The organism is Pseudomonas sp. AL10 (genome assembly GCF_029960685.1).
GTDB lineage: Bacteria > Pseudomonadota > Gammaproteobacteria > Pseudomonadales > Pseudomonadaceae > Aquipseudomonas > Aquipseudomonas lactis.
Map to the genome: position 1 here is coordinate 1 of NZ_JASBQZ010000071.1, position 14,749 is coordinate 14,749.

Consider the following 14,749-nt stretch of genomic DNA (forward strand, 5'->3'; position numbering starts at 1 on the left):
CAGGCCGCCTTCGCGAGCAAGCCCGCTCCCACAGTTTTGACCGCGGGGTGTCAGGGAGATAGGTGTCGGCTGGCAGGCCGTCATCGCAGGCAAGCCAGCTCCCACATTTGGATTACAGGGCGTCAGGCAGCACTGCGGATCTTGTGCAAAGCGTCTGCCACCCATTGACCAAACGCATCCACCGGCCCTTGCAGGTTGCCGAGAAAATGCGGATAGATCAGCCACAAATCCATCACCGGCTTGAAGTCCTTGAGGGGCATCGCCGCCAGCTGCTCGCGATGAGCACTGCGTTCCAGCAACGGACGTGGCACCAGGCCAAGGCCGAGGCCATCGGCCACCAAGCCCAGTTGCAGTTCAGTGCCAAAGGTTTCCAGGTTCACCCGCAGCGCCAGGCCCTGGTCAGACAAGGTGCGCTGCAACCCCGCACGGAACCCGCAGCCGTCCGGATTAAGAATCCAACCGCTCTGGTACACGTCAGCCAGCTTGCACGGCTTCTTCGGCAGTTGCGCCTTGGCACACACCACCACCAACTCCATCTTGCCGATGGACTCACCCACTAGGTTGTCCGGGAAGATCTTGCCCGCAGGGAACAACGCCACCGCCGCATCCAGTTCGCCGCGTTCGATCTTGCCGACCAATTGGCTGCCCCAGCCGGTGGCAACCTGGGCGCGCAAGTCGGCGTATTCGCTGCGCAGGTGCTTGAGCGCGTCCAGCAGCACCACATCGCCGATGGTCTGCGGTACACCCAGGCGTAGCACGCCGGTGGGCGGAGCATCGGTGGCCACCAGTTCGCGCAGGGCATCCATCTCACGCAGGATCAACCGACATTGCTCATAAACGCGGGTACCGATCAGCGTCGGCTTGAGCGGCTTGGTGTTGCGGTCGAACAGCTCCACCCCCAGTGCCTGCTCGAAGTTCTGCACGCGGCGGGTGATGGCTGGCTGGGTCAGCTGCAACGACGCGGCGGCATGGCTGATGGACTGGCAACGAATCACTTCGACAAAGGCATCGATATCGTCAATTTTCATTTGGGCCGCACATACAGATCAGTCATTAAGATGTGCGTGAAGCATAGTGGCCGCACACAGGTCTGGATAGCCCACCCAGTGATCAATAACGTCTAACGCTATTCAAACCGGTTCTAAATTACCTTCGGCTATAAGCTAATCATTAAAAAATAGCATATTAAAAATAAACATTATGCTTAGATAAAAGCACACCAACAGCCCGATGGAATGGTCATGACCCAGGCCCGACACCCCGAGAGACTCAGAGCCTTCATAGGCGCCCTGGCGGAATTGATCGACGGCAACCCGCGTGAAGGCGACCTGCTGCACCGTGGCGGCAAGCTGCTGGCGCAACTGGTCAGCCACGATGATTGGCTGCCCGACGAATTCGCCCAACCCGACCCCGAGCGCTATCAGCAATTCTTGCTGCATGCCGATTCGCGCCAGCGCTTCAGCGTGGTCAGCTTTGTGTGGGGGCCGGGGCAACGCACGCCGATTCATGACCACAGGGTGTGGGGGTTGATCGGCATGTTGCGCGGCGCGGAGTTTTCCCAGGGGTTTGCCCGGGCGCCGGGCGGCAGCCTGGTAGCGCAAGGCGACCCCTTGCAATTGCTGCCCGGCCAGGTCGAAACGGTGTCGCCCAAGGTCGGTGATATCCACCAGGTCAGCAATGCACACGCTGACCAAGTGTCCATCAGCATCCACGTATACGGCGCCAATATCGGCGCGGTGCGCCGGGCGGTGTACCAGCCCGACGGCAGCGAGAAACTGTTTATCTCCGGTTATTCCAATGCCTACCTCCCGAACATCTGGGACCTGTCCAAAGAAAAGAGCCCTGCCCTATGACCACTGTATCGACCCGCAGCTTTGCGCAGATTCGCCAGGCCCTGTTGGCACGCGAAGAAGTCGCGCTGATCGACGTGCGTGAGGAAGCCCCCTTTGCCGAGGCCCATCCGCTGTTCGCCGCGAATATTCCCTTGTCCAAGCTGGAACTGGAGGTGTACGCGCGCATTCCACGCCGCGATACCCAGGTCACCCTGTACGACAACGGCGAAGGGCTGGCCCACCGCGCCGCCGAACGCCTGGTTGCACTGGGCTACACCCAGGTCAGCCTGCTGGAGGGTGGGCTGGACGGTTGGCGCCGGGCCGGTGGCGAGCTGTTTATCGACGTCAATGTACCGAGCAAGGCGTTTGGCGAACTGGTGGAGAACCAGCGTCACACGCCGTCCCTGGCCGCCGAAGAGGTCCAGGCCTTGCTCGACAGCCAGGCCGATGTGGTGGTGCTAGATGCGCGGCGTTTCGATGAATACCAGACCATGAGCATCCCCACGGGCATCAGCGTGCCGGGGGCTGAGTTGGTGTTACGCGCCCGTGAGCTGGCGCCCGATCCGGCCACGCGCATTATCGTCAATTGCGCCGGGCGCACCCGCAGCATTATCGGCACTCAGTCGTTGATCAACGCCGGCATCCCCAACCCGGTGGCGGCCCTGCGCAACGGCACCATCGGCTGGAGCTTGGCCGGGCAGATCCTCGCCCATGGGCAGGCGCGCCAGTTTGCACCGACCTCGGAAAACCATCGCCAGCTGGCCGCCCAAGAGGCCCGTGGTGTTGCCGACAAAGCCTCGGTAAAACGTGCCACCCTCAATGATCTGCAGCGCTGGCAACAGGACGCGACACGCATCACTTACCTGTTCGATGTGCGCACCGTGGAAGAATTCGAAGCCGGCCACCTGCCGGGCGCCCGCGCCACCCCGGGCGGGCAACTGGTGCAGGAAACCGACCACGTGGCCAGTGTGCGCGGTGCGCGCCTGGTACTGGTGGACGACGACGGCGTGCGCGCCAATATGTCTGCGTCGTGGCTGGCCCAGTTGGGCTGGCAGGTGTACGTATTGGATGACCTGCAAGCAGAGCACTTCAGCGAGCGCGGCGCATGGGTCGCGCCAGTACCGCCGCCGCCCCAGGCCGAACTGATCAGCCCCCACACCCTTGCCGACTGGCTCGGCCATGGCGACACCCTGGTGCTGGACTTCACCGCCAGCGCCAACTACGTGAAACGTCATATCCCCGGCGCCTGGTGGGTGCTGCGCGCGCAACTGCCAGAGGCCCTGGGCAAGGTACCGAACGCCCAGCGCTATGTATTGACCTGCGGCAGCAGCCAACTGGCGCGCCTGGCGGTGCCGGAAGTCGAGGCGCTTACCGGCAAGCCAGTCTTTTTGCTGCAGGACGGCACGGCCGGCTGGATCCAGGCGCAGCTGCCCCTTGAGTCAGGTGAAAGCCACTTGGCGTCCCCACGTATCGACCGCTACCGCCGCCCTTACGAAGGCACCGACAACCCGCGGGAAGCCATGCAGGCTTACCTGGATTGGGAGTTCGGCCTCGTGGAACAACTGGCCCGCGACGGCACCCATGGTTTCTACGTGATCTGATTCACCGCTGCACCGTTTCGCTCAACCGACCCCTTCTCCAGGCGGAGGTACTTTCCTTTACCTAACGCCTGGAGTTTTTCCCATGCTGTACGCCATTGCATTCAAACGCCTGTTGCTGGGCGCTGCCCTCGCCCTCGGCCTGCTTTCTACCGTCCAGGCTGGCGACCTGCAACCGCTGCGCGTGGCCAACCAGAAATCCACGATCAAGGCGCTGCTGGAAGCCTCGGGCGAAAGCCAGAACGTGCCCTACGAGATCAAATGGTCGGAATTCCCCTCGGCCTCGCCCCTGGGCGAAGCGCTGAATGCCGGTGCCGTGGATGTCGGCGCCCTGGGCGATGCCCCTTATGTGTTCGCCCTCGGCGCCGGTGCCTCGATCAAGGTGATCAGCATCATCCATGCCGAAGGCCGTAACACCACCGCGCTGCTGGTGCCCAAGGATTCACCGATCAAGACCGCGGCCGACCTCAAGGGCAAGAAGATCGTCACCGGGCGCGGCTCCATCGGGCATTACCTGGCGATCAAGGCCCTGAACAATGCCGGGCTGACCACCCAAGATGTACAGTTCATCTTCCTGCTGCCCGCCGAGTCGCGACTGGTGCTGGACAACGGCACCGCCGATGCCTGGGCGACATGGGACCCTTACACCACCGTGGTCACCTCACAAAGCAATGCTCGGGTGTTGGTCAGCGGCAAGCACCTGCTGAGCAATCACCTGTACTTCGCGGCCACCGGCCAGGCCATTGCCGACAAACGTGTGCAACTGGACGACTTTGTCGCCCGCATTGATCGCGCCTATGCCTGGGCCAATACCCATCCCGAGCAATACGCCGCTGCCCAGGCCAAGATCACTGGCCTGCCACTGGCCGTACATATCGAAGTGGCCAAGGACACCCATCTGTCCCCCGTCACGATTGACGATACGGTGATCCACGGCCTGCAAGCCACCGCCGACACCTATGTAAAAGAAGGCCTTTTGAGCAAACACATCGACGTCTCCCAGGGCTTCGATTCCAGCTTCAACGCCAAGCGTATCCCCCTCGAACAAGCCTCGCGCTAAGGAGCAGAACATGAGCAAGCCACGTCAATTGAAACTCGGTGCCATGGTGCACGGCGTCGGCCACGGTTGGGGCGAATGGCGCCACCCGCAGGCACAACCCGACGCCAGCACCAATTTCGGCTTCTACAAGCAGCAGACCGCACTGGCCGAAGCAGCCCGGTTCGACTTCGTGTTCATCGCCGACAGCCTGCATATCCACCCCAAGTCCAGCCCCCATTACCTCAACCGCTTCGAGCCGCTGACGATCCTCTCGGCCCTGGCCGCGCTGACCACTCACATCGGCCTGGTCGCCACCGTGACCGTCAGCTACACCGAGCCTTACCAGGTGGCACGCCAGTTCGCTTCGCTGGACCATATCAGCGGCGGCCGCGCCGGCTGGAACGTGGTCACCTCGTGGCTGAGTGGCACCGCCGATAACTTCGGCAAGGCCGAGCACCCGCCCCACGCCGTGCGTTATCGCATCGCCAAGGAGCATTTGAATGTGGTCAAGGGCCTGTGGGATTCCTGGGAGGACGACGCCTTTGCCTATAACAAGCACAGCGGCGAATTCTTCACCCCGGGCAAGTTGCATGCGCTTAACCACAAGGGCGAATTCTTCTCGGTCAAAGGCCCGCTGAACATCGCGCGCTCGCGCCAGGGCCAACCGGCGATTTTCCAGGCGGGCACTTCGGAGGATGGGCGTAACTTTGCCGCTGAAAACGCCGATGCGATTTTCGTGCATGTGGACACTGTCGACGAGGGCAAGGCCTACAGCGCCGACTTGAAACGGCGCGCCAAGCGCTTTGGCCGCGACCCGGACAGCCTGTCGATTTTGCCGGGTATTCGCCCGATTGTCGGGCGTGATGCGGCCGAAGTGGAAAGCCGCTACCAGCAAGCCGTGGCGCTGGTCACGGTAGAAGACGCCATCGTCGCCCTTGGCCGGCCGTTCAACGACCATGATTTCAGCCAGTACCCGCTGGATGCGCCCTTCCCCGAACTGGGCGACCTGGGCGCCAACAGCCAGAAAGGCGGCTCCGAACGTATCAAGCAACTGGCCCGGGACGAAGGCTTGACCCTGCGCGAAGTGGCCCTGCGTTTCTCACGGCCCCTGCGCGACTTTGTCGGCACCCCGGAACAGGTCGCGGATGCGATCCAGACCTGGTTCGAGAGCGGCGCCAGCGATGGTTTCATCATCAATTCGGTGCTGCCGGATGGCTTGCAGTATTTCACCGAGCTGGTGGTGCCGGTGCTTCAACAGCGAGGGTTGTTCCGTACCGAGTACAGCGGCCATACCCTGCGCGACAACCTCGGCCTGGAGGTGCCGGCGAACCGCTACAGCGTGATTGAAGAGCCGGTGGAGGCGCTGGTATGAGCCAATCGCGCAGTCGCTCGACCTATGTGGGAGCTGGCTTGCCTGCGATAGCGGTGTGCCAGCCAACTACACTACCGCCTGATAAACCGCGATCGCAGGCAAGCCAGCTCCCACAGGAACTCGCCCAATTCGATACACTGCTTGAACGCCTCAGCGCCGAGCTGGCCAGTACCGCGCCCCTCTATGACGAAAGCGGCGCCTTCCCCCACGCTAATTTCAAGCTCCTGCACCAACACCACCTCATCGCCCTGACCGTGCCGAAGAAACTTGGCGGCGGTGGCGCCAGCCTGGCCCAGGCGCGCAAGGTCATCAGCGCCATCGCCAAGGGCGAACCGTCCACGGCCCTGATCCTGGTGATGCAATACCTGCAACACAGCCGCCTGCAAGACAGCCAGACCTGGCCCGCACACCTGCGCGTGCAAGTCGCGCAAGACGCGGTGCAAAACGGTGCACTGATCAACGCCCTGCGGGTCGAACCCGACCTGGGCACCCCGGCCCGTGGTGGTTTGCCGGCCACCACCGCGGTGCGCACCGCCGAGGGCTGGCGTATCAGTGGACGCAAGCTCTACTCCACCGGCAGCCATGGCCTGAGCTGGTTCAGCGTGTGGGCGCGCAGCGACGACGCCGACCCGCTGGTAGGCGCCTGGCTGGTGCCCAAGGCCAGCCCCGGTGTCAGCATCATCGACACCTGGGATCACTTGGGCATGCGCGCCACCTGCAGCCATGAGGTGGTACTCGACAACGTTCTGGTGCCCCTGGACCATGCGGTCAGCGTCAGCCCCTGGAGCGCCCCGCAAGCGGAGCTGGATGGCGAAGGCTTCCTGTGGATGTCGGTGTTGCTGTCGTCGGTGTACGACGCCGTGGCTCAGGCGGCACGGGACTGGCTGGTGGACTGGCTGGAGGAACGCAAGCCGTCAAATCTCGGCGCGGCATTGTTCACCCTGCCGCGTTTTCAGGAGACCGTCGGCCATATCGACACGCTGCTGTTTGCCAACCGCAGCCTGCTCGACACTGCCGCCGCAGGCCACACGCCAACGGCCAATGCCGCACAGGTGAAGTACCTGGTCACCGGCAATGCAATCCGTGCGGTCGAGCTGGCCATCGAAGCCTCGGGCAACCCTGGCCTGTCACGCCATAGCCCACTGCAACGGCATTACCGCGATGTGCTGTGCAGCCGCGTCCACACTCCGCAAAATGACGCCGTGCTGCAGGGCGTCGGCAAAGCGGTGTTCAACCAGCGCCAGAAGGAACGCACATGAGCCAGGTGATTATTGCCAGCCAACTGGACGAAGACTTCAACCAGGTGATCCGTGAGCGTCTTGCGCCACTGCACCTCCAAGCCCAGGTAATCGGCGTGCCGGTCGGTGTGCCCAGTGACTTGCCGCCCCACGCCAATATCCTGCTGCTGCGCCCGATCAATGTGCGTGGCTACACCGCCCCCGATACCCCGCCACCGGGCTGGCCCTACGGCGCACAGTGGGTGCACCTGGTATCGTCGGGTATCGACTTCTACCCGCGGTGGCTGTTCAACGGCCCGCCGGTGACCACCTCACGAGGCAGTGCTGCCGATAACCTGGCGGAGTTCGCTCTGGCGGCGATCTTTGCCGCGTCCAAGCATTTGCCGGATATCTGGGTAAAGGATGCCCAATGGCAGTTCACCGCGCTGCGCCCGCTCAAGGGCACCACGCTGGGCCTTTTGGGCTTTGGCGCGATTGGCGCAAGCCTGGCGCAAAAGGCCCTGGCACTGGGGCTCAAGGTCGTGGCACTGCGTCAAAGCACAACGCCGTTCGGCCTCGATGGCGTGGAAGCGGCCAATGACATCCACGACCTGTTTGCCCGCGCCGATCACCTGGTGGTGGCGGCACCCCTGACCGAAGCGACGCGGCATATCATCGACCGTGATGTACTGGCCAGCGCCAAGCCGGGGCTGCACCTGATCAACATTGCCCGCGGAGGCCTGCTCGATCAGCAAGCGCTGTTGCACGCGCTGGATAACGGCCAGATCGGCCTGGCGTCCCTCGACGTCACCGAGCCAGAGCCATTGCCCGACGGGCACCCGCTGTACAGCCATCCGAGGGTACGGCTGTCGCCGCATACTTCAGCTATTTCGACCAACAGCAAGGAAGAAATTGCGGATACGTTCCTGGCAAATCTGGAACGGTATGTGGCGGGCCTTGAGTTAAGTAACCTCGCGAATGCTTGACGGCTTGCTCGCGAAGGCGGTGTGTCAGTCACTGCATCTTTAACTGAACCACCGCCAGGAGAAATTCATTTGATGCGGTAGTGGAAGGTATTGCGCACCGCCGGTACGGCAACAGCCTTGCCATCGACGATTCTCGGCTGGTAGCGAAAAGTATTGGCCGCTGCTAATGAGGGCCGAATGAACAACGGGTGGCAGCCGTCCAGCACCTTGGGGTTTTCCACGTGCCCCTGGGTGTTGACGGTGTACTCCACTGAACAGTCGCCTTCGATGTTCTTGTCCAGGGCGCGTTCGGGGTAGTCCGGGGCGGCCTTGCTCAAGGGCTGGTACTGGCGGCTGTCGAATGCTGGGGTAGGCGCAGGCACGGGGGCTCTGGCTTTTTCCGAAGCGGCACGCGCCTGGCTCAGGCGCTGCTGTTCCAACTCACGATTGCGCTGCTCGGTTGCCATGCGCTGTTGTTGCTCGAGTTTCTTTTCTTCAACCCGCTTGCGTGCCAGGGCGGCTTTCTCGAGCTTTTGCGCCTGGACCTGCGGATCAACTGTCGGTTTGGTCGGTACCGGGATAACAACAGGTTCTGGCAGCGCGGCAGCGACGGGCTCAGGTGTCGGCGCCGGTGCCGGTGCCGGTGCCGGTGCCGGCGCAGGTAAAACCACCAACTGCGTGTGCATCACCCGTGGCGCATCCACCCCTGGTCGCTCCGTTGACCAGCCCAGCATCAACGCCACTGCCACCGCACCATGCAGCGCCACGGCCAGACTCGCTGCCAGGCTTTTGCGCCAGAAACCATCGCCGTTGGGCGCCAAGGCCAGTGCCGGACTACGCATGCTCATCGCTGTCATTGTGGGGCCTCGGTGACGAGCCCAAGGTTGCTGACACCGCCCTTCTGCAGTACCGCCATGGCCGCCACCACACGGCCGTAACCGGCATTGTCGTCAGCACGGATATACACCTGGGTATCGCTGCGCGCCGCCACCACCTGCATGACCTTGGCGCTCATTTCTTCCAGGGTCATCGCACTGTCGGTCTGCTGGCGGGTGTCCAGTTCGTCACCCAGGTTCCAGTAGTAGCCACCGTCGGCCTTCACCGATAACGTCAGGATCTGCTGGCGCGTATCGCTGGCCAGCGCCTCGGCGGCGACCTTGGGCAGTTCGATCTTCACACCCTGGGTGAGCATGGGCGCGGTGACCATAAAGATCACCAGCAGCACCAGCATCACGTCGATGTAGGGCACCACATTCATCTCGGCCTTGGGCCCGTGCTTGCGTTGCGGCCTGATCAACATCGCTTTGCTCCTTGTTCAGGCGGCCACGGCCAGGTTGATCGAGGTACCGCGCAGCGTGCGGTGCAGGTGCACTTGCAGCTCATTGCCAAAAGCGTAGTAGCGCGTGAGCAAGGTCTGGCTGCGTGCCGCGAAACGGTTATAGGCGATCACTGCCGGAATCGCTGCAAACAGGCCAATGGCGGTGGCAATCAAGGCCTCTGCAATACCCGGTGCCACGGTCGATAGCGTGGCCTGTTGCACCTGCGACAAGCCGAGGAACGAATTCATGATGCCCCACACGGTCCCGAACAGGCCGATATAGGGGCTGACCGACCCCACCGTCGCCAGAAACTGTAAGCCCTTTTCCAGCTCCAGTTCCTGCTCGGTGATCGCTACCTGCAAGGCGCGCTCCACACCCTCGAGCACGGCCGGATCGTGGTGGCGCAGATGCTGGTATTCCTGCATGCCGGCAATAAAGATCGGCGCCACACCGCCCTCGCCTGCCTGCACGGTTTCGCGATACAAGGGCTGCAGGTCCGACGCCACGCGAAAGCGCGACAGGAAGCCGTTAAGCTGCCGATCCAACCCACGCAGCACACGGCTGCGCTGAATGATCAGGTACCAGCTGAGCAAGGATGCCAACAGCAAAGTGATCATTACGGCCTTGACCAACAGGCTGGCGTCGCTGATCAAGCTCCAGATCGTCATATGTTCCATCGTCGCGTGCATGGTGAAGCTCCTATTCGATTAAAAACGGATGACTGCGTGATGACAGCTCAAGGTAATTTCAACGCGCGGCTCACCTCGGCCCAGGGCACGAACTTGAAGTTCTGGGCTTGCTCGGGCATGCGCTTGCGGCCGTCCTGCACCACCAGCATGCCCTGGCTCCAGGGCCCGCCGAGGTTGACGGCAGTGACCTCCAGGCCATCGGTTTCCGAGGCGCCATCAATGCCGGCGGCCGCATTGAGGCCAACGCGCAAGGCGCCGCGCACAGCGAATGGCGGCTCGGCGTCCAGCACCAGGTAGCTGTCATTGCCTTGGCTGGAGACCACCAGGTAATCCCGCGCGGGGCTTTGATACAACGCCAAGCCTTCGACGTCCGCGTGCAGTTGCGCGCCGACTTTGATCACCGAAGTGAGCGTGGCCGGTTGCTCGGCACGGGCATCCATCGCCCACACGCCGACATCTTCCTCACCGATGAACAAGCGTTGGCGCTGGTCATCGGCCACACAGCCCTCGGGTTGGCTATCGACCTTGAACTGGCGCACCAACTCGCCCTGCACACGGCCAGTCGGTGCACTCAGGCGGTATTGCAGGAAGGTGCCATCCTTGTCATTGGCAAACGCGTAAAGCTCGCCGCTGGCGGGCTGGTAAAGGCAGATACCGTAGATGTCCTTGAGTGGCGTGGGGACCTCACCGGCTTCACGCAACTCGCCGCTCTGACGGTCGATGCTGAACAGGCTCAGGCTGTTGCGGTCGCGGTTACTCGCCACGGCCAGGTCGACGGTGTGCGTACCCAGTTTGAAGCCTGGGCGTAGGTCTACATTGTTCAGCCGCCCCACTGCCAGTTCCTGCAGCAACTTGCCGTCGAGATCGTAGGCCAGCAGGCCCTGTTTCTTGTTGGTCCCCAGCACACGACTTTTGGCCGGCGTGTCCGGGTGAATCCAGATGGCCGGGTCATCCGCCGCGTCGCCTTGGCGACCCACGGGTTCGGTCTGGCGCAGTGCGGCGACTTGCGCAAGTATCGGCGCAACCGGCACCGGCGTGGCTTGCCAGTCGAGACGGCCCTGATAGAGCTGGCCGCTGTCGTCATCCCGCACCAGCACCTGCCGGCCCTGGATCACCAGTTGCTCCGGTTCTTTGAGGCCCGGCAAGGCGAGGCTGGATTGCCCAACCCAACGTTCCCCGACTTGCTGGAACAGCTGCAATTGCGCGGTTTTCGGGTCCAGCGCGAGCACCCCGCCCGGCACCAGCGCCATGGCGCCTGCTTCGCGCGCGGGGTCGTCGAACAGCGCCACGGGCGTGCGTTTCACCTCGGCTTCCGGGTGCGCCGGGTAGGCCCACCAGCCGACGTTTTGCTCGTTTACCACCAATCGCTCGGCCGCATCATCCACTTGGCAGTACTGCGCCGATGGCGGCAGTGGCAGGCTGCGAACACGCTGCGCCTGGGCCAGCAGGGTCGAGCCATTGCCCACCAGCCACTGCTCGCCCTTGCCCTCTTCACCGACCAGGAACACAAACAGGTTGGCCGCCGAATCGCGATAGAGGCACAGGCTATTTACCGCAAAGTCGCGGGTCGGCAGGTACAGCGGCGCACCCCAGGTTTTGCCGACGCCATCCAGACCGATCAGCAAGGCCTGCTGGCGGTCGTTGTCGAGGCTGGCGATCAGCGATTGAGTGCCCGCAGCGCGGGTGTCGAGGCTGCTGAAACGGCCTTTGAAGCGGGCCAGTTCGACGCCGTTATCGTCGAGCAGCAGCAGGCCGTCGCGGGCACTGGCGGCCACGCGCTGGGTGCCGCCGGGCAGGAAGGCAACGGCCTGGGCGTTCAGGCTGGGTGCCCACGGGGTCAGCGGTAGGTCAGTGGCGAACGCATTGGCGCTGCTAACCAGTACGACCAGCAGGCACAGCTTGGAAATTCTCATGAACAGACAAATCCTTCAGGAAGCACGCGTTATCGTTAGAAATGGGTGAATGTCAGGCCCAGCTTGTAGGTGGGTCCGTACTCTTCGTACTGGCCGTTGTAGCTACGATGGCCGGTGTAGACGAAGTACGACTCGTCGGTGAGGTTCTGTGCCTCGAAGCTGACCTGCAGGTTCTTGGTCAGTGAGTAGCGCGCGCTGAAATCGACGAAGGTTTGCGCGTCGACGTGCAGGTCATGGGCCTTGTCATTGATCGACGCCAACTCGTACAAATAGGCCGATTTGTAATTGGCCGACAGGCGCAGGCTGAGGGTGTCGTCTTCCCAACCGAGCATCAGGTTGCCGACCGTGTCCGATTGGTTGGGCAGGCTGATGTTGCGCTTGCGATTGCGCCCGCTGGCGCTGTCGAAGCCCTCGATGTCCGCGCTGGAACGGCTGAAGGTGCTGTTGGCACCGATCATCAGGCCGTTCCATGGCGCAGGCAGCCAGTCGAACTTCTGTGAGTAGGCCAGTTCCAGGCCATAGAGTTTGGCGCTGTCGCCGTTGGCAAAGGTGTGCGCCTCGGCGAAGTTGGCCCAGGCACCGGTACCGGCCACGTCGGTGTTGTAGACGAAGTTCTGGATGTCTTTGTAGAACACGAATGCCGACACGGTACCGGCGCGGCCCATGAAATGTTCGATGCCCAGGTCCAGGTTGCTTGATTCGAGCGGCTTGAGGTCCGGGTTGCCGAAGGTGGCTTCGTCATCGTCGATCACAAAACCAGGGGCCAATTGGCCAAAGGTCGGACGCACCACCGATTTGGTCCAGGCGGCGCGTACCTGGGTGTTCTTGTCAATCTGGTAGCGCGCATGCAGGCCCGGTAGCCAGTGGTGATAACGGCGCTTGGTCTCGGTGGCGCTGAACTGGCCGTCCGTGGCGCCGGTGCCCTTGGCTTCGAATTCGGTACCTTCGTAACGCATGCCGGCAATGAAGCGCCAGTCGTCGATATCAACGGTGTTCATCAGGTAGCCGGCGTTGATGTCTTCGCGAATGGTGAAGTCGTTGACCGTGGATTCGGTGGGGTCATAGAAGTCATCGCGATTGAGGCCGCCGATCAGTTGGCGAATATTGCCCGCGCTGATGCCCGGGCCAAAGCGGCCGAGACGGTAGTCGACGTTGCCCTTCTGGAACTGCGTAAGGTTGAGTTGTTCATCGCTCAAGCCCTGTTCATCCAGGTCCTTGTAGACCCAGGCCTCCAGGTCATTGTCCTTGTGGCGCCGGCTGACCTTGCCGCCGAACTTGAACTGGGATGCGTAACCGCTAAGGTCGTAGTCGCGGGCCAGATCCAGGCGCAGGTTCTTCTCGGTGTCCTGGGTGTGCTGTTTTTCCCAGTCGACTTTATCGAGGCTGAAATTGGCGGGGTCGTAGAAACCACTGCCGATGATCGGGCGCGGCTTGGTCTTGTCGTAAAAGCCGCTGTCGGCAAAGTCACCGCCGTCGAAGGTCGCACCGGCAATATGCCCCGGGCTGTCTTCGCTGGAACGGCTGTACCCGGCCTGGCCGCTCAGGGTCCACAGGCCGAGCATGCGTTCACCGCCCAATACGTAGGACTGGATTTGCTGGGTTTCCTCACGGTTCTTGAGCTTACGCTTGCCCTCGACTTCGCCCAATTCGCCGGGCGCTTGCGGGTCAGCGAACTCTAGGCTGGCAGCGTTACGGGTTTCGGTGTCCTTGTAGCGACTGTAGAGCGTGCGCAGGTAGTAGCTGCTCAAGTCATCGGGCGTGTAATCGAAGTTAAGGCCACCACCGGCGCGTTCACGGCTGATGTCGTAGTCGCGCTGCTCGAATTCGTTGAGCCGGGCACCGTTGGTAAAGTCCCAGGCGCCGCCAGTTTCGACGTTGTCCGAGCCAAAATCACGCTTCTGCCAACTGAGCGCCGCGGCCACGCCAAAGTTGTCGATACCGTCGCCGAGGCTGAACCGGTTACTGGCGGCGCCGGAGAATTTCGGGCTGGTCTGGTGTGTGTTCTTGTCGTAGCTGGCCTGAGTGCTGCCGGTGTAGAACAGGCCCTTGTGATCGAACGCCGACAGGCTCTTCACATCAACAGTGCCGCCCAGGGAGTTGGCGTCCATGTCCGGTGTGAGCGTCTTGATCACCGACAACGACTGCACCAATTCCGAAGGCAGAACATCAAGGGCCACGGCACGGCGCTCGCTCTCAGGCGAGGGCACCAGGGTGCCGTTGATGGTCACACTGTTGAGGTCCGGACCCAGGCCGCGCACGCTCACAAAGCGACCTTCGCCCTGGTCACGTTCAACACTGATGCCCGGCAAGCGCTGCACCGCCTCGGCAACGTTCTCATCCGGCAACTGCGCGACGCCGTCAGCATGCACCACGCTCTTGATGCTATCGGAAGAGCGCTGCTCCTTGAGGGCGCTGTCGATTGCAGCGGCTTGGCCGACCACATCGACATGCTCGGTGGTGGCCGCTTCGGCGGCATTGACCCGCTCGCAGGCTATCGCCAGGGCCAAGGCGGTAAGCGTAAAGCTGACGAGCCCGGTGCGCTTGTACATGAAACCCTCCCCAAGAATCCGTTGGCGCCAGGCAAGAGGCCCGGCAACTGGGAGGGCAAGCTAGGGATGGGGCGTGACGGTTCTGTGACAGGGTTACGGGCAGAGCCTGTCAAAGCGGGGTTTACAAGCTTGTGGAGGGCTCAAATGAGCTGAAATGACCTCGGTCAGAGGTGGGAGCTGGCTTGCCTGCGAAGGCGGTCGACGGTAACTACGATGCGAAGCGAGCCGCTCTTGATCTTGATCTGCTTTTGATCTC

The 14,749-nt window shown here is 62.5% G+C and carries 12 protein-coding genes; 6 read left to right on the top strand and 6 right to left on the bottom strand.

Annotated features, from left to right (window positions below; all coding sequences use genetic code 11):
• Positions 1 to 122: 122 nt before the first annotated feature.
• Complete coding sequence (locus QK296_RS28275; RefSeq protein ID WP_003191880.1) at positions 123 to 1,028, bottom strand: LysR family transcriptional regulator; 906 nt, start codon at positions 1,026 to 1,028, stop codon at positions 123 to 125.
• Positions 1,029 to 1,241: 213 nt separating this feature from the next.
• Between QK296_RS28275 and QK296_RS28280 the strand changes: the two genes are divergently transcribed.
• The 6 genes from QK296_RS28280 (at position 1,242) to QK296_RS28305 (ending at position 8,044) form a co-directional block, all read left to right on the top strand.
• The gene (locus QK296_RS28280; protein WP_003191883.1) at positions 1,242 to 1,853 is read left to right on the top strand and encodes a cysteine dioxygenase; all 612 of its coding nucleotides are present in this window, start codon (positions 1,242 to 1,244) and stop codon (positions 1,851 to 1,853) included.
• Positions 1,850 to 3,433 (top strand): rhodanese-related sulfurtransferase, encoded by a 1,584-nt coding sequence (locus tag QK296_RS28285; RefSeq protein WP_282392228.1) that lies wholly within the window; start codon positions 1,850 to 1,852, stop codon positions 3,431 to 3,433. Before QK296_RS28280 ends, QK296_RS28285 begins: the two co-directional genes overlap by 4 nt.
• Before the next feature lie 82 nt (positions 3,434 to 3,515).
• Positions 3,516 to 4,490 carry an ABC transporter substrate-binding protein gene (locus QK296_RS28290; protein WP_034135862.1) on the top strand — a complete coding sequence of 325 codons (975 nt, stop codon included), beginning with the start codon at positions 3,516 to 3,518 and terminating at the stop codon, positions 4,488 to 4,490.
• 10 nt (positions 4,491 to 4,500) lie between these two features.
• Complete coding sequence (locus QK296_RS28295) at positions 4,501 to 5,841, top strand: LLM class flavin-dependent oxidoreductase (protein ID WP_120248186.1); 1,341 nt, start codon at positions 4,501 to 4,503, stop codon at positions 5,839 to 5,841.
• Positions 5,838 to 7,100 (top strand): acyl-CoA dehydrogenase family protein, encoded by a 1,263-nt coding sequence (locus tag QK296_RS28300; RefSeq protein ID WP_244641729.1) that lies wholly within the window; start codon positions 5,838 to 5,840, stop codon positions 7,098 to 7,100. Before QK296_RS28295 ends, QK296_RS28300 begins: the two co-directional genes overlap by 4 nt.
• Positions 7,097 to 8,044: a D-isomer specific 2-hydroxyacid dehydrogenase family protein gene (locus QK296_RS28305; RefSeq protein WP_169855930.1), complete on the top strand. Its 948-nt coding sequence runs from the start codon at positions 7,097 to 7,099 to the stop codon at positions 8,042 to 8,044. Before QK296_RS28300 ends, QK296_RS28305 begins: the two co-directional genes overlap by 4 nt.
• A gap of 65 nt (positions 8,045 to 8,109) precedes the next feature.
• Here QK296_RS28305 and QK296_RS28310 read toward each other — a convergent pair whose 3' ends face one another.
• Genes QK296_RS28310 through QK296_RS28330 form a run of 5 tightly spaced genes read right to left on the bottom strand, consistent with a single transcriptional unit; the run spans position 8,110 to position 14,493 of the window.
• Positions 8,110 to 8,880: an energy transducer TonB gene (locus QK296_RS28310; RefSeq protein ID WP_282392239.1), complete on the bottom strand. Its 771-nt coding sequence runs from the start codon at positions 8,878 to 8,880 to the stop codon at positions 8,110 to 8,112.
• Complete coding sequence (tolR, locus tag QK296_RS28315) at positions 8,877 to 9,323, bottom strand: protein TolR (protein ID WP_003191894.1); 447 nt, start codon at positions 9,321 to 9,323, stop codon at positions 8,877 to 8,879. The genes QK296_RS28310 and tolR overlap by 4 nt, the downstream gene beginning before the upstream one ends.
• 15 nt (positions 9,324 to 9,338) lie before the next feature.
• Positions 9,339 to 10,031 carry a protein TolQ gene (gene tolQ, locus QK296_RS28320; RefSeq protein ID WP_003191895.1) on the bottom strand — a complete coding sequence of 231 codons (693 nt, stop codon included), beginning with the start codon at positions 10,029 to 10,031 and terminating at the stop codon, positions 9,339 to 9,341.
• Positions 10,032 to 10,078: 47 nt separating this feature from the next.
• Positions 10,079 to 11,944 carry a phytase gene (locus QK296_RS28325; RefSeq protein ID WP_282392242.1) on the bottom strand — a complete coding sequence of 622 codons (1,866 nt, stop codon included), beginning with the start codon at positions 11,942 to 11,944 and terminating at the stop codon, positions 10,079 to 10,081.
• 35 nt (positions 11,945 to 11,979) lie between these two features.
• Positions 11,980 to 14,493, bottom strand: coding sequence for a TonB-dependent receptor (locus QK296_RS28330; RefSeq protein ID WP_282392244.1), 2,514 nt, complete (start codon positions 14,491 to 14,493; stop codon positions 11,980 to 11,982).
• Between the last annotated feature and the right edge of the window lie 256 nt (positions 14,494 to 14,749).